The organism is Pseudomonas sp. LjRoot277 (assembly GCF_964253845.1).
Classification (GTDB): Bacteria; Pseudomonadota; Gammaproteobacteria; order Pseudomonadales; family Pseudomonadaceae; genus Aquipseudomonas.
This window is the reverse complement of record NZ_CAXURI020000001.1, coordinates 5360076-5377092: the sequence shown is the minus strand read 5'-3', so window position 1 is coordinate 5377092 and position 17017 is coordinate 5360076. Positions and strand designations below refer to the sequence as shown.

Below are 17017 nucleotides of genomic sequence, written 5' to 3'. Positions count from 1 at the left end.
GAGACGTACGGGATTTGGCTATCGAGTAAAAATAATTCTCATTTAGTTCAAAATCACCAGCGCCGGGAATTCCCGGAGCCGCGCCGAAGTGATGTGAGCCAGCGAACGGACCACGTCCAACGGCTGGTCGAGGCGGTAATTGCCGGTGACGGAGATGTCGGCCAACTGCTCGTTGTTGTTGATGATCCAGCCTGGGTAGTAACGACTTAGCTCCGCCAGCACCTGGCTCAGCGGGCAGTTTTCGAACACCAGTCGACCCTGGACCCACGCCAGGTCGGTCGCGGCATCGAGTTTGGCGGGGCGATCGAAACCGTTTGGGCCGATGCGGACGCTTTCTCCGGCGGACAATCGGATTCGCGCGTCGTCGCGGGTCGCTCGCAAGTCGACATCCCCACGCTGCACCCGGATCTGTGCCACACCGTCCAGATAACGCACCGCAAACGCGGTGTCCCGAACGCTGGCCTTGACCGGCCCTGCGTCGATTTCCAGCGGCTGGCCACGATTGGCCGCGACCTCGAAAAACGCCTCGCCCTGATACAAACGGGCCACGCGCTGTTGATCGTTGATGGTGCTGGAGAAGGCCGAATTGGTATTGAGCAGGACCTTCGAGCCGTCCTCCAGTTGCAGCCGCTGGCGTTCACCGACCACGGTCAGGTGATCAGCCTGCAGGCGAATCGGCAGATTACTGAAGCTGAACAAACCGAGGATCAGCACGGCGGCGGTGGCCAAGGGTTTCCAGTGGGGGCGCAGGCGCGACAGGACGGTCACTTTCGGCGGCCGGGCGGCCAGGCTTTGCGCGCATTGCACGACCTGCGGGCCTTCCCAGATCGCCTGAGCCTTGGCGAACGCCTCGGCATGCAACGGATCGGCGGCCAGCCATTCGTGAAACTGTCGGGTCTGTTCCTCGCTCGGACTGTCCAGCACGATCAGCCAGTCCAGGGCCTGGTCCATCGCACTTGCGGGGTCCCGCGCCGGGGAGGGCGGAAGGGAGCGGTGGGTGTCCGTCACGGTGTTTCCTCGGCAGTGTCTTGGCACCGCTGTTTTTTTAGTGAAGCTTGAAAGTGGGGCAAGGGTAGCAAAGCCCGATAGTCAGTGCAGGTCATCCTCACACATGGAGAATTAACCTACAGATTCAGTCGCCGTTTAACCGTTCGGCCACGCCGATGCAGATCGCCATGATCAATTTCAGCTCCTTTTGCACGGTGCTCAATGACACGCCGAGCTTTTCGGCGATCTCCAGATAGCTGTGCCCGTGCAGACGGCTGAGGATGAAAATCTGCTGCTGACGGGCGCTGAGTTCATTGAGGCTCACGTTCAAGCGCTCGAGCAATTGTTCGGCATGGGCGGCGTCCTCGGCACTGCTGGCAGGGGCGGCGACGCTTTCCACCACGTCCAGCGGCACGTCGTCGAGCATCGTGCGCGACTGAATGCGCCGCGCACGCAAATGGTCCAGCGCCAGGTTGCGGGCGGTCTGGAAAACGAACGGTTCAAGGTGATCGATGGCCCGCTCACTGAGCGCCCGGGTCACTCGCAGGTAGGTCTCCTGCAGGAGGTCTTCGGCGGTGCTGTGATTGTTGACCATCCGCTCCAATGTGCGCAGCAGAGAGACTCGCTGGGCGATGAAGACGTGATTGAAGCGAGATTGACTCACGGGAGAACCTGATCCATTTCGAGCGAATGATAATGCTTATCATCCGCTCGAGTGGTCAAGTATTGATTTGTGAAGCTGATTTGCGAAGGGCTAGGCGCGGCCCAGCAGATAGGTCGCGTAATCGGGGATCCGATGTTCGTGCGCCTGCTCCATCATCGGGCTGCTGAGCAGGTAGTCGGCGCTGCATTCGTTGCAGGCGACGGGAATGTTCCAGACCGCCGCGACTCGTAATAACGCCTTGATGTCCGGGTCGTGCGGCTGTGGTTCGAACGGGTCCCAGAAGAACACCAGCATGTCGACCCGCTGCTCGGCGATTCGCGCACCGAGTTGCTGGTCGCCGCCCAATGGGCCGCTGATCATGCTCTCCACAGGCAAATCCAGGCGTTGTTGCAACAACAACCCGGTGGTGCCGGTGGCGACCAGTTCATGCTGTGCGAGCCTGTCTTTCTGCCGCTCGGCCCAGTCCAGCAAAAACACTTTGCAGTGGTCATGGGCGACCAAGGCAATACGCTTGCGCGCTGCCATGGTCTTTTGCGTAAAGCTGATACCGATCATCGGTTGCTGCTCCTACTCGTAAGCTTCGCTTACTCTGCGTTGCACAGCGCCAGGCAGTTATCGAGCATGCGGTTGGAGAAGCCCCATTCGTTGTCGTACCAGGCCAGTACCTTGAGCAGCTTGCCGCTGGACTTGGTGTGGTTGGCGTCAAAGATCGACGACAGCGGGTTGTGGTTGAAGTCGCTGGAGACCAGCGGCAGGGTGTTGTAACCGAGAATCTTCGAGTGCTGGCTGGCTTCTTTCAGCAGCGCGTTCACTTCATCGGCCGACGCTTCGCGTTTGAGTTGCACGGTCAGGTCCACCAGCGACACGTTGATTACCGGCACGCGCACCGACATACCGGTCAGTTTGCCCGCCAGTTCCGGCAGCACCAGACCGACCGCTTCAGCCGCGCCGGTTTTGCTCGGGATCATGTTCTGGGTGGCCGAACGCGCACGATACGGATCGACATGATAGACGTCGGTCAGGTGCTGATCGTTGGTGTAGGCGTGAATAGTGGTCATCAGGCCGCTTTCGATTCCCAGCTCGCGGTGTAACACCTGGGCCACCGGGGCCAGGCAGTTGGTGGTGCACGACGCGTTGGAAATAATCTGGTGCGATTGGCGCAGAATGTCGTGGTTAACGCCATACACCACCGTGGCGTCGGCGCCTTTGGCCGGGGCCGAGATGATCACTTTGCGTGCGCCGGCCGTAATATGCGCGGCGGCTTTGGCGCGGTCGGTGAACAAACCGGTGCATTCGAATACGACGTCGATCTGCTCGGCAGCCCACGGCAGCTCGGCCGGGTTGCGAATGGCGCTGACAGAAATACGGTCACCGTTGACGGTCAGGGTTTCCAGATCGTGCTGGACATCGGCATCGAACGTGCCGTGAACAGTGTCGTACTTGAGCAGATGAGCGTTCATCGCGCTATCGCCCAGGTCATTGATGGCAACGATCTGCAGATCCTGGCGATACCCTTGGGTATACAGTGCGCGCAGGACGTTACGGCCAATTCGGCCAAAACCATTGATTGCGATTCGAAGAGTCATTTAACAGGGCCGCCGTCGTTTTGTTGTTGGAATTACAAGATTATTCGCATAAAAATAGAAAACAAGCCTTTTTAATGGCAATATTTTGTTCAATCTACAACGAGTGACCTGAATCAACTGGTCCGACCGATCAAGAAAACCGTCTGTCATCCCATCGACAACGGCTCTTGTTCAGCATAGACAATCAGGTCGCCACATCCGTTAGCCTGGAGTTCTAAACATGCATCCCCGCGTCCTTGAGGTCACCGAACGGCTTATCGCCCGTAGCCGCGCCACGCGTGAGGCTTACCTTGCACTGATTCGTGGTGCTGCCAGCGACGGTCCCATGCGCGGCAAGCTGCAATGCGCCAACTTCGCCCACGGCGTGGCCGGTTGCGGCACCGACGACAAGAACAGTCTGCGGATGATGAACTCCGCGAACATTGCGATTGTTTCGTCCTATAACGACATGCTCTCGGCGCACCAGCCGTACGAAGTCTTTCCTGAACAGATCAAAAAGGCCCTGCGCGAAATCGGTTCCGTCGGCCAGTTCGCCGGCGGCACCCCGGCCATGTGCGATGGCGTGACCCAAGGCGAACCGGGCATGGAACTGAGCCTGCCGAGCCGCGAAGTGATTGCGCTGTCCACTGCCGTGGCGCTGTCTCACAACATGTTCGACGGCGCGCTGATGCTCGGCATCTGCGACAAAATCGTGCCGGGTCTGATGATGGGCGCGCTGCGCTTCGGTCACTTGCCGACGATCTTCGTGCCGGGCGGTCCGATGGTCTCGGGTATTTCCAACAAGCAGAAAGCCGACGTCCGCCAGCGCTACGCCGAAGGCAAGGCCAGCCGCGAAGAGCTGCTGGAATCGGAGATGAAGTCCTACCACAGCCCGGGTACCTGCACCTTTTACGGCACCGCCAACACCAACCAGTTGCTGATGGAAGTCATGGGCCTGCACTTGCCGGGCGCCTCTTTCGTCAATCCGAACACCCCGTTGCGTGATGCCCTGACCCGCGAAGCGGCGCATCAGGTCACGCGTCTGACCAAGCAGAGCGGCGACTTCATGCCGATCGGCGAAATCGTCGACGAGCGTTCGCTGGTCAACTCGATTGTCGCGTTGCACGCCACCGGCGGCTCGACCAACCACACCTTGCACATGCCGGCGATCGCCATGGCGGCGGGCATTCAATTGACCTGGCAGGACATGGCCGACCTCTCCGAGGTGGTGCCGACCCTGAGCCACGTCTACCCGAACGGCAAAGCCGACATCAACCACTTCCAGGCGGCGGGCGGCATGTCGTTCCTGATCCGCGAACTGCTGGAAGCCGGGTTGCTGCACGAAAACGTCAACACGGTGCTGGGCCACGGCCTGAGCCGCTACACCATGGAACCGTTCCTTGAAAACGGCGAACTGGTCTGGCGCGAAGGCCCGATCGAAAGCCTCGACGAAACCATCCTGCGTCCGGTCGCGCGCGCGTTCTCGCCAGAGGGCGGCTTGCGGGTCATGGAAGGCAACCTCGGTCGCGGTGTGATGAAAGTGTCCGCCGTTGCTTTGGAAAACCAGGTCGTCGAAGCACCGGCCATGGTGTTCCAGGATCAACAGGACTTGGCCGATGCGTTCAAGGCCGGTTTGCTCGAGAAGGATTTCGTCGCCGTGATGCGCTTCCAGGGCCCGCGCTCCAACGGCATGCCGGAGCTGCACAAGATGACGCCGTTCCTCGGCGTGCTGCAGGATCGCGGCTTCAAAGTCGCGCTGGTCACCGACGGGCGCATGTCCGGTGCGTCGGGGAAAATCCCGGCGGCGATTCATGTCAGCCCCGAAGCCTATGTGGGCGGCGCTTTGGCGCGGGTGCAAGAGGGCGATATCATCCGCGTCGATGGCGTCAAAGGCACTCTGGAGCTTAAGGTGGACGCCGACGAATTCGCAGCGCGCGAACCTGCCAAGGGCCTGTTGGGCAATAACATTGGCAGCGGTCGCGAACTGTTTGGTTTCATGCGCATGGCCTTCAGCTCGGCGGAGCAGGGCGCCAGCGCCTTTACTTCTGCCCTGGAGACGCTTAATTGAAACTGGCTTTGGTCGGTGACATCGGTGGGACCAACGCACGTTTCGCGTTGTGGAAAAACCAGCAGCTGGAATCGATCCAGGTGCTGGCAACGGCCGACCATGCCAGCCCGGAAGAGGCGATTGCCCTCTACCTGAGCGGGCTTGGCCTGGCGCCGGGTTCGATCGGTTCGGTGTGCCTGTCGGTGGCCGGCCCCGTCAGCGGCGATGAATTCAAGTTCACCAATAATCACTGGCGACTGAGCCGCAAGGGGTTCTGCCAGACCTTGCAGGTGGATCAACTGTTGCTGGTCAACGACTTCTCGGCCATGGCGCTGGGCATGACTCGTTTGCAGCCGGACGAGTTTCGGGTGGTCTGCGAAGGCACGCCGGAACCGTTGCGGCCGGCGGTGGTGATCGGTCCGGGGACTGGCCTCGGTGTTGGCACGTTGCTGGATCTGGGCGAAGGTCGTTTCGCCGCGTTGCCGGGGGAGGGCGGCCACGTCGATTTGCCGCTGAGCAGCCCACGGGAAACTCAGTTGTGGCAGCACATCTTCAATGAGATCGGCCATGTCAGCGCTGAAACGGCGTTGAGCGGCAGCGGTTTGCCGCGGGTCTATCGGGCGATTTGTGCGGTGGACGGTCATGAACCGGTGCTGGATTCCCCCGAGTCAATTACCGCGGCCGGACTGGCCGGCGATCCGATTGCCCTGGAAGTGCTCGAGCAATTCTGCTGCTGGCTGGGTCGTGTGGCCGGCAACAATGTGCTGACCACCGGTGCGCGTGGTGGCGTGTACATCGTGGGCGGGGTGATTCCGCGGTTCGCCGATTTCTTCATCGAAAGCGGCTTTGCCCGGTGCTTTGCCGACAAGGGCTGCATGAGCGATTACTTCAAAGGCATCCCGGTGTGGCTGGTGACGGCGCCGTATTCCGGCCTGGTTGGCGCGGGTGTTGCGCTCGAGCAGGCCTGAAATGCGATCAAAAATGTGGGAGCGGCGGTGCGACGATTCGACTTGCTCGCGAAAGCGGACTGACATTCAACATTGATGTCGACTGATACACCGCTTTCGCGAGCAAGCCCGCTCCCACATGGGTTTTGTGGTGTTTGTAGATTCCGCGCTTAAGGCATAATCCGCCCAATTCAAACAACAAGGACGCCGCCCCGTGAGCTCAGTCAACAAGTCGATTTTGTTGGTCGATGACGATCAAGAGATACGCGAGTTGCTGGACACCTACCTGACCCGCGCCGGTTTCCAGGTTCGTACCACGCCTGATGGTGCGGGCTTTCGTCAGGCGTTGAACGAGGCGCCGAGCGATCTGGTGATCCTCGACGTGATGCTGCCGGACGAAGACGGCTTCAGCCTCTGCCGCTGGATCCGTCAGCACCCGCGTCAGGCGCAGGTGCCAATCATCATGCTCACGGCCAGTTCCGACGAGGCCGACCGCGTCATCGGTCTGGAATTGGGCGCCGACGATTACCTCGGCAAACCGTTCAGTCCACGCGAATTACAGGCGCGCATCAAAGCCCTGTTGCGTCGCGCGCAGTTCGGTCAGGAGCGCTCCGGCAGTGAAGTGCTGGCCTTCGATGATTGGCGGCTGGACATGGTCAGCCATCGGCTGTTCCACATCGACGGCGAAGAAGTGATTCTCTCCGGCGCCGATTTCGCGCTGCTGAAACTGTTCCTCGATCACCCTCAGGAAATCCTCGATCGCGACACCATCGGCAACGCCACCCGTGGTCGTGATTTGATGCCGCTGGATCGCATCGTCGACATGGCCGTCAGCCGTTTGCGCCAGCGTCTGCGCGACACCGAAAAACCACCGCGACTGATCCGTACCGTGCGCGGCAGCGGCTACCAACTGGCTGCCAATGTGGTTGCCAGCAATGGCCACTGAGTTTTTCCGCAAGCTCGCCGCACGGATTCCCGTGCCGCGTTCGCTGCTCGGGCGGATGTTGCTGCTGACGCTGTTGGCGGTGTTGTTCGCCCAGACACTGTCGAGCGTGATCTGGGTCTCGCAATTGCGCGCCACGCAGCTTGAAGGCCTGGTCACCAGCGCTCGTAGCCTCGCTCATTCGATGACCGCCAGCGTCAGCTACTTCCGCTCTCTGCCGGTCGCGTTTCGGCCATTGGTACTCGACCAGCTGCGCAGCATGGGTGGCACCCGTTTTGTGGTGACGCTCAACGACAAACCCTTGGGCATGGAAGTGCTGCCGATCACCCCGCGCAAGCAAGCGGTGCTCAAAGCGGTGGACGAAGTGCTGCGCCAGTCCCTGGGTCAGGACACGGATATCTCGGTGACGTTCGTCAGCCCCGAAGACCTGCGGATCTTCAACGGCGGCCTGAAACTCGATGAATTGCCGCGCTCCTGGGCGCATTACGCGCTGACCCTGGAACCGGTGAACCCGCCGGTATTGGTCACCCAAATCCAGATGGCACCGGGCGAGTGGCTGTACATCGCCTCGCTGTTGCCCGAGCCCTACACCAGTCTTGAAGAACAAGGCCTGCCGGCGCAGCAAGTCTGGTTCATCGTGCTCACCAGCGGCTTTCTGCTGTTGTTCATCGGCCTGCTGGTGCACTGGCAGAGCCGGCCGCTCAAGCGCTTGGCGCGAGCTGCACGGGACATGTCCCTTGGCGCGGAAGTCGAACCCGTGGCGGAGGGCGGAGGCAGTGAAGTGGTCGAAGTCGGCCGCGCCTTCAATGCGATGCGCGAACGCATCAGCCGTTACCTGACCGAGCGCAGCCAGTTATTCAGCGCGATTTCCCATGACTTGCGCACGCCGATTACCCGCTTGCGATTGCGGGTTGAATTGCTCGAAGACGAAACGCTGCAAGCCAAGTTCGGCCGTGATCTGGATGAGCTGGAGCTGCTGGTCAAAGGCGCGCTGCAATGCGTGAAAGACACCGACATCCACGAAAACATCGAGCCGGTGGACCTCAACCATGTGCTTGATTGTCTGGTGGAACCGTATCTGGCGCCCAACGGCAATGGTCGCGTCACCCAGCAAGGGCGTGCGCTGGCGGCGTATCCGGGGAAGCCGCTGGCGCTCAAGCGTTGCATCGGCAACCTGATCGACAATGCCCTGAAATATGGGCAGAAAGCGCATTTGCACATTGATGACGACCAGAGTGCGTTCATCCTGCATGTGGACGATGAAGGGCCAGGCGTGCCGGAACAGCGGATGGAGCAGGTGTTCGAGCCGCACTTCCGCCTGGCCGGGCAGCAGCAGGGTTATGGGTTGGGGTTGGGGATTGCGCGAAATATTGCGCATAGCCATGGGGGGGAGGTCAGCCTGCAGAATTTGCGCGAGGGTGGGTTAAGGGTGACGTTGCATTTGCCTCGATCGATCGATTGACGCGGATCCTGTGGCGAGGGAGCTTGCTCCCGCTGGGGCGCGAAGCGGCCCCAAAAGAAGGACTGCTGCGCAGTCCAGCGGGAGCAAGCTCCCTCGCCACAAATAATCACCCACCACAAAATCTGTATGTCACAACCTGGTGACATAACTCGCCCCCTTCGTTACAAGGCCGCCATCGCCTGTTGTTTAGACTCCCTCCAGTCATAACAACAAAAAAGGCACCCCATGGACACCTTCCAACCCGCGTTCAGCAGTTGGCTGAACGCACCCGCCCATCAGCAATGGCTCGCCGCCGAAGGCCTGCGCCTGCTGGCGTTTGCCAAGGCTTCAAAGCTTCCCGAAGGCTTCGGTAATCTCGATGAAAAGGGCTGCCTCCCAGCCAACGCCCACGCCGAAACCATGAACACCGCGCGCATGACCCACAGCTTCGCCATGGCCCACATTCAGGGTCTGCCAGGTTTTGCGGAACTGGTGGATCACGGCATCAAAGCCCTCAGCGGCCCATTGCGTGACGCCGAACACGGCGGCTGGTTCGCTGCCCCCGAGCATCGCGACGGCAACACCGATAAAGCCGCTTACCTGCACGCCTTCGTCGCGCTGGCCGCCAGTTCTGCGGTCGTCGCTCAGCGTCCCGGCGCACAGGCCTTGCTCGACGATGCCATCCACATCATCGACGCGCATTTCTGGAGCGAGGAGGAGGGCGCAATGCGCGAATCCTTCAATCGCGACTGGAGTGAAGAGGAACGCTATCGCGGCGCCAACAGCAACATGCACGCCACCGAAGCCTTTCTCGCATTGGCTGATGTCACCGACGACAACCGCTGGCTGTGCCGCGCCCAGCGCATCGTCGAGCGCGTCATCCATGGTCACGCGGCTGCCAACGATTACCTGGTGGTCGAGCATTTCGACCGCGACTGGCAACCCTTGCGCGATTACAACCACGACAACCCGGCCGATGGTTTTCGCCCCTACGGCACCACGCCGGGCCACGGTTTCGAATGGGCCCGGCTGATGCTGCATCTCGAAGCGGCGCGGGTTAAGGCCGGGATGCTGACGCCGGGCTGGCTCGCCACCGATGCGCAGAAACTCTTCGACCACAACTGCCGACACGGCTGGGATGTCGACGGGGCGCCGGGGATTGTCTACACCCTCGACTGGGACAATCGCGCCGTGGTTCGCCATCGTCTGCACTGGACCCATTGCGAAGCCAGCGCCGCCGCCAGTGCGCTGCTTAAACGCACAGGCGATGCGCAATACGAACGCTGGTACCGACTGTTTTGGGAATTCTGCGACAGCCATTTCATCGACCGCGAAAGTGGCAGCTGGCGCCACGAACTCGATCCGCAGAACCGTCCGAGCGCCGATATCTGGGCTGGTAAGCCTGATCTTTATCACGCCTGGCAAGCCGTATTGATCCCGCGATTGCCCCTGGCGCCGAGTATGGCGACTGCCCTGGCACAGTTATCCCAGAGCGTTCCTGTGTAACCATGTGGTGACATTCGAACGTCCCTTCGTTACCTGCGAAGGGATCACTCCTGTTTAAAATCCTATGCAGCGCAAGCACCAGACTTGCATGCATAACAACAAGAAAGGTACTACTAGATGAATGCGATTTCTCGCCTCGCTACTGTCATTTCTCTCGCCTCACTGCTTCCCCTGTCTGCATTCCCGCTGAGTACGCTTGCTGCCGATTCCAAAGGTTCGGTGGAAGTCGTTCACTGGTGGACCTCTGGTGGTGAAAAGGCCGCGGTCGATGTCCTGAAGGCTCAAGTCGAAAAAGACGGCTTCACCTGGAAGGATGGCGCAGTCGCCGGTGGCGGCGGTTCCACTGCCATGACCGTACTCAAAAGCCGTGCCGTCGCCGGTAACCCGCCGGGCGTTGCACAGATCAAAGGTCCGGACATCCAGGAGTGGGGCAGCACTGGCCTGCTCAGCACCGATACCCTGAAAGACGTTTCCAAATCCGAAGGCTGGGATGGCCTGCTGTCGAAGAAAGTCTCCGACACCGTCAAATACGAAGGTGACTACGTCGCCGTGCCGGTGAACATTCACCGCGTCAACTGGCTGTGGATCAACCCGGAAGTCTTCAAGAAAGCCGGGATCGAAAAAGCCCCGACCACCCTCGCCGAATTCTATGCCGCTGGCGACAAGCTGAAAGCCGCAGGCTTCATCGCGCTCGCCCACGGTGGCCAGCCTTGGCAGGACAGCACCGTGTTTGAAGACGTGGTGCTCTCGGTCATGGGCGCTGACGGTTACAAGAAAGCCCTGGTAGACCTGGATCAGAAAACTCTCTCGGGTGCCGAGATGACCAAGTCGTTCACCGAGCTGAAAAAACTCACCGGCTACATGGACCCGAACCGCGCCGGTCGTGACTGGAACATCGCGGCGGCCGACGTCATCAGCGGCAAGGCCGGTATGCAGATGATGGGCGACTGGGCCAAGAGCGAATGGACCGCTGCCAAGAAAGTAGCGGGCAAGGACTACCAATGCGTGCCATTCCCGGGCACCGAAAAAGCCTTCACCTACAACATCGATTCCCTGGCCGTGTTCAAGCTCAAAGCGGATCGCAAGGGTGACATCGCCGCTCAGCAAGACCTGGCCAAGGTCGCATTGGGCACTGACTTCCAGAAAGTCTTCAGCATGAACAAAGGGTCGATCCCGGTGCGTAACGACATGCTGAATGAAATGGACAAGCTCGGCTTCGACGAGTGCGCCCAGAAGTCGGCCAAGGATTTCCTTGCAGACGAGAAGACTGGCGGCCTGCAACCGAGCATGGCGCACAACATGGCCACTTCCCTGGCCGTGCAGGGCGCGATCTTCGATGTGGTGACCAACTTCATGAACGACAAGGATGCTGACCCGGCCAAGGCCAGCGCCCAACTGGCATCGGCCGTCAAAGCCGCCCAGTAATCCCTGACACCGCGTGACTCCTGTGGGAGCGGGCTTGCTCGCGAATGCGGTCTGACATTCAACACGGATGTCGACTGATACACCGCCTTCGCGAGCAAGCCCGCTCCCACAAGGGATCGCCGTGCGGATTTCATTTCTCTTCACCTGGATTATCCCGATGAGCTCTGTGGCGGTTTTCAGCAAAGCCTCACCGTTCGACGCACTGCAGCGCTGGCTCCCCAAACTGGTTTTGGCGCCAAGCATGCTGATCGTCCTGGTTGGTTTTTACGGTTACATCATCTGGACATTCGTTCTGTCCTTCACCAACTCCAGCTTCATGCCGAGCTACAAATGGGTCGGCCTGCAGCAATACATCCGCCTGATGGACAACGATCGCTGGTGGGTCGCGAGCAAAAACCTCGCGGTCTTCGGCGGCATGTTCATCGGCATCAGCCTGGTGCTGGGGGTGTTCCTGGCGGTGTTGCTGGATCAGCGCATTCGCAAGGAAGGCTTCATCCGCACCGTTTACCTGTACCCGATGGCGCTCTCGATGATCGTCACCGGTACCGCGTGGAAATGGCTGCTCAACCCAGGCCTGGGCCTGGACAAAATGCTGCGTGACTGGGGCTGGGAAGGCTTCCGTCTCGACTGGCTGGTGGATCAGGATCGCGTGGTGTATTGCCTGGTGATCGCCGCCGTATGGCAAGCCTCCGGGTTTGTAATGGCGATGTTCCTCGCCGGTCTTCGCGGTGTCGATCAATCGATCATCCGTGCCGCGCAAGTCGACGGTGCGAGCCTGCCGACCATCTATTTGAGAATCGTGTTGCCGAGCCTGCGCCCGGTGTTCTTCAGCGCCTTCATGATCCTCGCGCACATCGCGATCAAGAGCTTCGACCTGGTGGCGGCCATGACGGCTGGCGGCCCGGGCTACTCGTCCGACCTGCCCGCGATGTTCATGTATTCCTTCACCTTCAGCCGTGGCCAGATGGGCATTGGTTCGGCGAGCGCCATGATGATGCTCGGCGCGATCCTGGCGATTCTGGTGCCGTACCTGTACTCCGAATTGCGAGGCAAACGCCATGAGTAATCAACTCGGAAAACCGGCGATCAGCTTCAGTCGCATCGCGATCTACGCAACCTTGTTGCTGGCCGCCGCGATCTATTTGATCCCGCTGGTGGTGATGCTGCTGACCAGTTTCAAATCCCCGGAAGACATCCGCACCGGCAACCTGCTGAGCTGGCCGCAAGTGATTGATGGCATCGGCTGGATCAAAGCCTGGGACGTCGTCGGCGGCTACTTCTGGAACTCGGTGAAAATCACCGTGCCGGCAGTGCTGATCTCCACGTTCATCGGTGCCATGAACGGTTACGTGCTGTCGATGTGGCGTTTCCGTGGTTCGCAACTGTTCTTCGGTCTGTTGCTGTTCGGCTGCTTCCTGCCGTTCCAGACCGTGCTGCTGCCAGCCTCGTTCACCGTCGGCAAACTCGGCCTGGCCAACACCACCACCGGTTTGGTGTTGGTGCACATCGTCTACGGCCTGGCGTTCACGACGCTGTTCTTCCGCAACTACTACGTGAGCATTCCGGATGCGCTGGTCAAGGCTGCACGCCTTGATGGCGCGGGCTTCTTCACGATTTTCTGGAAGATCCTGCTGCCGATGTCGATCCCGATCGTGATGGTCTGCCTGATCTGGCAGTTCACCCAGATCTGGAATGACTTCCTGTTCGGCGTGGTTTTCGCCAGTGGTGATGCCCAGCCGATTACCGTGGCCCTGAACAACCTGGTCAACACCAGCACCGGGGCCAAGGAATACAACGTTGATATGGCCGCCGCGATGATCGCCGGGCTGCCGACACTGCTGGTCTACATATTCGCTGGCAAGTATTTCCTGCGTGGGCTGACGTCCGGCGCGGTCAAGGGGTAGAACAATGGCAACTCTCGAATTACGCAACGTCAACAAGACCTACGGCGCCGGTTTGCCGGACACCCTGAAAAACATCGAACTGAAGATCGATGACGGTGAGTTCCTGATTCTGGTCGGTCCCTCGGGCTGCGGTAAATCCACGCTGATGAACTGCATCGCCGGTCTGGAAAACATCAGCGGCGGCGCCATCCTGGTGGACGACGCCGACATCAGCGGCATGAGCCCGAAAGATCGCGATATCGCCATGGTGTTCCAGTCCTACGCGCTGTACCCGACCATGAGCGTGCGCGACAACATCGCGTTCGGCCTGAAGATTCGCAAAATGCCCGCCGCTGAAATCGACGAAGAAGTCGCTCGCGTGGCCAAGCTGTTGCAGATCGAACATTTGCTCGGCCGCAAACCCGGCCAGCTCTCCGGTGGTCAGCAACAGCGCGTGGCGATGGGCCGTGCCCTGGCGCGGCGGCCGAAGATTTACCTGTTCGACGAACCGCTGTCCAACCTCGACGCCAAGCTGCGTGTCGAGATGCGCACCGAAATGAAACTGATGCACCAGCGCCTGAAAACCACCACGGTTTACGTGACCCACGACCAGATCGAAGCCATGACCCTGGGCGACAAAGTGGCGGTGATGAAGGACGGGATCATCCAGCAATTCGGCACGCCGAAAGACATCTACAACAACCCGGCCAACCTGTTCGTGGCGAGCTTCATCGGTTCGCCACCGATGAACTTCATCCCGCTGCGTTTGCAACGCAAGGACGGTCGTCTGGTGGCGCTGCTCGACAGTGGTCAGGCGCGCTGCGAATTGCCATTGGGCATGCAGGACGCCGGTCTTGAGGACCGCGAAGTGATCCTCGGCATGCGCCCGGAGCAAATCGTGTTGGCGGGCAGCGAGCCGAATGGTTTGCCGATCATTCGCGCCGAAGTCCAGGTCACCGAGCCGACCGGTCCCGACACCCTGGTGTTCGTCAATCTCAACGAAACCAAAGTCTGCTGCCGTCTGGCGCCGGACGTTGCACCGGCCGTGGGCGAGACCCTGACCCTGCAATTCGATCCATCGAAAGTGCTGCTGTTCGATGCCAAGACCGGTGAGCGCCTGGGGGTGGCCGGTCAACCGCAAGCCGAAACACGAGCTGCCAACGTCACCCAGTTCAAAGGCCGCTGAAGAACAAAATGTGGGAGCTCGCTCCCACAGGGGATCTAGATGTCACCGCGTTAAATAAAAACAGTTAATAACAATAAAACGAGGATGTAGGGATGAAGAAGAACAACAACGCTCAGCTTATCTGCCAGTTGTCAGCCGTTGCGGCAATGATGCTGGCCGGTAGTGTGCACGCGGCTGACGCGTTCAGCGCCGATTCCGAGTGGATGACCGGTGATTGGGGGGGCGAGCGGACCAGGCTGATCGAGCAGGGTATCGACATCAAGATGGACTACGTCGGTGAAGTGGGCGCCAACCTCCACGGCGGCTACAACGACGACAAGACTGCGCGTTACGCCGACCAGTTTGGGCTGGGCGTGGCGCTGGACCTGCAAAAACTGTGGGGCTGGGATAACACCCAGGCCAAGATCCAGTTCACCAACCGTAACGGTGAGAACATCTCCAATGACCGTGTTGGCGATCCGCGTGCCGGCACCTTGAGTTCGTCCCAGGAAGTCTACGGTCGTGGCCATATGGTCCGTCTGACTCAACTGTGGATCAAGCACCAGTTCCTCGACGGTAAACTGGACGTCAAGGCCGGTTACTTCGGCGAAGGCGAGGACTTCAACACCTTCCCGTGCGAGTTCCAGAACCTGGCGTTCTGCGGTTCCCAAGCGGGTAACTGGGCCACCAACATCTGGTACAACTGGCCGGTCATGCAGGCTGCGGTCCGCGTGAAGTACAACATCTCGCCAGAGTTCTATGCGCAGATCGGCGCGTACAACCAGAACCCGTCGCAACTGGAACACGGTAACGGCTTCAAGCTGAGTGGCAGTGGTACCGCAGGTACCGTGCTGCCGGTCGAACTGGTCTGGTTGCCGAACCCAGGCAACCTGCCGGGCGAATACCGTGTCGGTTACTACAAAAGCACGGCCAATGCCGATGACGTCCTCAAGGATGAAAACGGCAATGATGCAGCAACCAGCGGTAACGCTTATCGCAGCCACGATAGCAAGCACGGTTACTGGTTCGTTGCACAGCAACAACTCACCAGCCACAACGGTGATGCGTCCCGCGGTCTGAACATCGCAGCCAACGCCACTTTCCACGACAAGGACACCAACTTCGTCGACAACTACCAGTCGCTGATGTTTGTGTACAAGGGCCCGTTCGATGCACGTCCAAAAGATGACATGGGGATCGGTTTCGCCCGTATCCATGTCAACGATGACGTGAAGAAAAACGCCGAGCTGGTCAACGCCTCCAATGGTGTCACCGAGTACGAGGATCCACTGTTCTCGCCGCTGCGTAGCACTGAGTACAACTACGAGATCAACTACGGCTTCCACGTTACCAACTGGCTGACCGTGCGTCCTAACCTGCAATACATCACTCACCCGGGTGGTGTTGATGAAGTCGACAACGCGCTGGTCGCCGGCCTGAAAATTCAGTCGGTGTTCTAACGCTGTTGCGATAAGCTCCTCTCCATGTGCGCATTTTTGCGGACAGCCCAGGCTGTCCGCTTTTTTTTGGGGGCTGCGCACCCCGGGTGATTTTCAGGACCGTGGCACATGCATGAGCATCCGCTACAACGCTTCTTCAAATCCTTGCGCGAACGTCCGGTGTTTGCGTGGGAGCGCTATCAGAAGCGCGATGTGCTGGTGATCGACCATCCGCTGTGTCAGGCGGTGTTCAGTCGGCAGGGTGCGCAGTTGCTGCACTTCCAGCCAAAGGGTCAGAAACCCTGGCTCTGGTGCGCGGCGAAGTGGCCGCAGGTCGGCGCGATTCGTGGTGGCGTTCCGGTGTGCTGGCCGTGGTATGGCCGTCATCCGAGCGAAAATGCGTGGCCGTCCCATGGCTGGGCGCGGTTGATCGACTGGAAGCTGCTGGACAGCAGCACTGATGACGATGGCGTGCGCTTGCACTGGCAACTTCAGTTGTGCGACTGGCAAGTGGACCTGCACGCGCACTTGGGCGAACGCATGGATTTACGCCTGAGTACCGAGCATCAGGACAGCCTGCCGTGCCAATTGAGTCAGGCGTTGCATGCGTATTGGCGTATTGGTGACGTCGGCGAGGTAGCGCTGTCTGGCCTCGACGGGGCGCAGGGTTACGACCAGTTGAACCGCCAGATTTGTCATCAGGAAGGCGAGTTGCGGGTAGAGGGTGGCTGTCAGCGGGTGTTCCAGCATGACGGCGAATTACAGATCAAGGATCACGCCTGGCAGCGCGAGTTGTGCATCGATACCGGCAACCATGCGGACACGGTGGTTTGGCATCCGGGCTCACGGCCGTTGCTGGGGGTGAGCTGGAACGAGATTTCGGAGTTTGTCTGTGTGGAAGCCGCGAGTGGCGGGACCGATAGTCTGAGCCTGGCACCGGGGGAGAGGGCGCATTTGAGTTTGCAGGCAAGGGTTGGGGCGTAGGATCAAAAGATCGCAGCCTCG

General features: G+C 60.0%; 15 protein-coding genes. 11 read left to right on the top strand and 4 right to left on the bottom strand.

Going from position 1 to position 17017, the window contains the following annotated elements:
- Window positions 1-42 precede the first annotated feature (42 nt).
- The 4 genes from ACSQ87_RS25235 to gap all read right to left on the bottom strand — a co-directional run bounded on the left by ACSQ87_RS25235 (window position 43) and on the right by gap (window position 3237).
- Complete coding sequence (locus tag ACSQ87_RS25235; RefSeq protein ID WP_436274615.1) at window positions 43-1008, bottom strand: FecR family protein; 966 nt, start codon at window positions 1006-1008, stop codon at window positions 43-45.
- Window positions 1009-1132: 124 nt separating this feature from the next.
- Window positions 1133-1651 carry an RNA polymerase sigma factor gene (locus tag ACSQ87_RS25230; protein WP_033056830.1) on the bottom strand — a complete coding sequence of 173 codons (519 nt, stop codon included), beginning with the start codon at window positions 1649-1651 and terminating at the stop codon, window positions 1133-1135.
- A 90-nt stretch (window positions 1652-1741) separates the two neighbouring features.
- Window positions 1742-2206: a methylglyoxal synthase gene (locus tag ACSQ87_RS25225; protein ID WP_008155845.1), complete on the bottom strand. Its 465-nt coding sequence runs from the start codon at window positions 2204-2206 to the stop codon at window positions 1742-1744.
- Between the two features lie 29 nt (window positions 2207-2235).
- Window positions 2236-3237, bottom strand: coding sequence for a type I glyceraldehyde-3-phosphate dehydrogenase (gap, locus tag ACSQ87_RS25220; protein WP_046049477.1), 1002 nt, complete (start codon window positions 3235-3237; stop codon window positions 2236-2238).
- 220 nt (window positions 3238-3457) lie between these two features.
- Here gap and edd point away from each other — a divergent pair, with 220 nt between their 5' ends.
- The 11 genes from edd (at window position 3458) to ACSQ87_RS25165 (ending at window position 16996) form a co-directional block, all read left to right on the top strand.
- Entirely contained in the window at window positions 3458-5284 is a 1827-nt protein-coding gene (gene edd / locus ACSQ87_RS25215; protein WP_046049478.1) for a phosphogluconate dehydratase, read from the top strand.
- Window positions 5281-6231, top strand: a complete 951-nt coding sequence (locus ACSQ87_RS25210) for a glucokinase (RefSeq protein WP_436274614.1) — start codon at window positions 5281-5283, stop codon at window positions 6229-6231. The genes edd and ACSQ87_RS25210 overlap by 4 nt, the downstream gene beginning before the upstream one ends.
- A 193-nt stretch (window positions 6232-6424) precedes the next feature.
- Window positions 6425-7156, top strand: coding sequence for a response regulator (locus tag ACSQ87_RS25205; RefSeq protein ID WP_007903365.1), 732 nt, complete (start codon window positions 6425-6427; stop codon window positions 7154-7156).
- Window positions 7146-8615 (top strand): ATP-binding protein, encoded by a 1470-nt coding sequence (locus ACSQ87_RS25200; RefSeq protein WP_223431811.1) that lies wholly within the window; start codon window positions 7146-7148, stop codon window positions 8613-8615. Before ACSQ87_RS25205 ends, ACSQ87_RS25200 begins: the two co-directional genes overlap by 11 nt.
- A 225-nt stretch (window positions 8616-8840) precedes the next feature.
- On the top strand, window positions 8841-10100 hold the full coding sequence (locus ACSQ87_RS25195) for a D-mannose isomerase (protein WP_436274613.1): 1260 nt from the start codon (window positions 8841-8843) through the stop codon (window positions 10098-10100).
- 117 nt (window positions 10101-10217) lie between these two features.
- On the top strand, window positions 10218-11525 hold the full coding sequence (locus ACSQ87_RS25190; protein ID WP_223431813.1) for an ABC transporter substrate-binding protein: 1308 nt from the start codon (window positions 10218-10220) through the stop codon (window positions 11523-11525).
- 157 nt (window positions 11526-11682) lie between these two features.
- Entirely contained in the window at window positions 11683-12591 is a 909-nt protein-coding gene (locus ACSQ87_RS25185) for a carbohydrate ABC transporter permease (protein WP_008155860.1), read from the top strand.
- Entirely contained in the window at window positions 12584-13429 is an 846-nt protein-coding gene (locus tag ACSQ87_RS25180; RefSeq protein ID WP_150657234.1) for a carbohydrate ABC transporter permease, read from the top strand. Before ACSQ87_RS25185 ends, ACSQ87_RS25180 begins: the two co-directional genes overlap by 8 nt.
- Before the next feature lie 4 nt (window positions 13430-13433).
- Window positions 13434-14594, top strand: a complete 1161-nt coding sequence (locus tag ACSQ87_RS25175; RefSeq protein ID WP_283188957.1) for an ABC transporter ATP-binding protein — start codon at window positions 13434-13436, stop codon at window positions 14592-14594.
- A 92-nt stretch (window positions 14595-14686) separates the two neighbouring features.
- Window positions 14687-16033, top strand: coding sequence for a carbohydrate porin (locus ACSQ87_RS25170; RefSeq protein ID WP_150657232.1), 1347 nt, complete (start codon window positions 14687-14689; stop codon window positions 16031-16033).
- A gap of 108 nt (window positions 16034-16141) precedes the next feature.
- Complete coding sequence (locus tag ACSQ87_RS25165; protein ID WP_140676751.1) at window positions 16142-16996, top strand: D-hexose-6-phosphate mutarotase; 855 nt, start codon at window positions 16142-16144, stop codon at window positions 16994-16996.
- Window positions 16997-17017 lie beyond the last annotated feature (21 nt).

What these genes read in the sequence shown, in the direction of transcription:
- ACSQ87_RS25195 (WP_436274613.1), top strand. Translation starts at nt 8,841, where the DNA reads ATGGACACCTTCCAACCCGCGTTCAGCAGTTGGCTGAACGCACCCGCC.
- ACSQ87_RS25165 (WP_140676751.1), top strand. Translation starts at nt 16,142, where the DNA reads ATGCATGAGCATCCGCTACAACGCTTCTTCAAATCCTTGCGCGAACGT.
- ACSQ87_RS25175 (WP_283188957.1), top strand. Translation starts at nt 13,434, where the DNA reads ATGGCAACTCTCGAATTACGCAACGTCAACAAGACCTACGGCGCCGGT.
- gap (WP_046049477.1), bottom strand. Translation starts at nt 3,237, where the DNA reads ATGACTCTTCGAATCGCAATCAATGGTTTTGGCCGAATTGGCCGTAAC.
- ACSQ87_RS25170 (WP_150657232.1), top strand. Translation starts at nt 14,687, where the DNA reads ATGAAGAAGAACAACAACGCTCAGCTTATCTGCCAGTTGTCAGCCGTT.
- ACSQ87_RS25200 (WP_223431811.1), top strand. Translation starts at nt 7,146, where the DNA reads ATGGCCACTGAGTTTTTCCGCAAGCTCGCCGCACGGATTCCCGTGCCG.
- ACSQ87_RS25225 (WP_008155845.1), bottom strand. Translation starts at nt 2,206, where the DNA reads ATGATCGGTATCAGCTTTACGCAAAAGACCATGGCAGCGCGCAAGCGT.
- ACSQ87_RS25185 (WP_008155860.1), top strand. Translation starts at nt 11,683, where the DNA reads ATGAGCTCTGTGGCGGTTTTCAGCAAAGCCTCACCGTTCGACGCACTG.
- ACSQ87_RS25180 (WP_150657234.1), top strand. Translation starts at nt 12,584, where the DNA reads ATGAGTAATCAACTCGGAAAACCGGCGATCAGCTTCAGTCGCATCGCG.
- ACSQ87_RS25190 (WP_223431813.1), top strand. Translation starts at nt 10,218, where the DNA reads ATGAATGCGATTTCTCGCCTCGCTACTGTCATTTCTCTCGCCTCACTG.
- edd (WP_046049478.1), top strand. Translation starts at nt 3,458, where the DNA reads ATGCATCCCCGCGTCCTTGAGGTCACCGAACGGCTTATCGCCCGTAGC.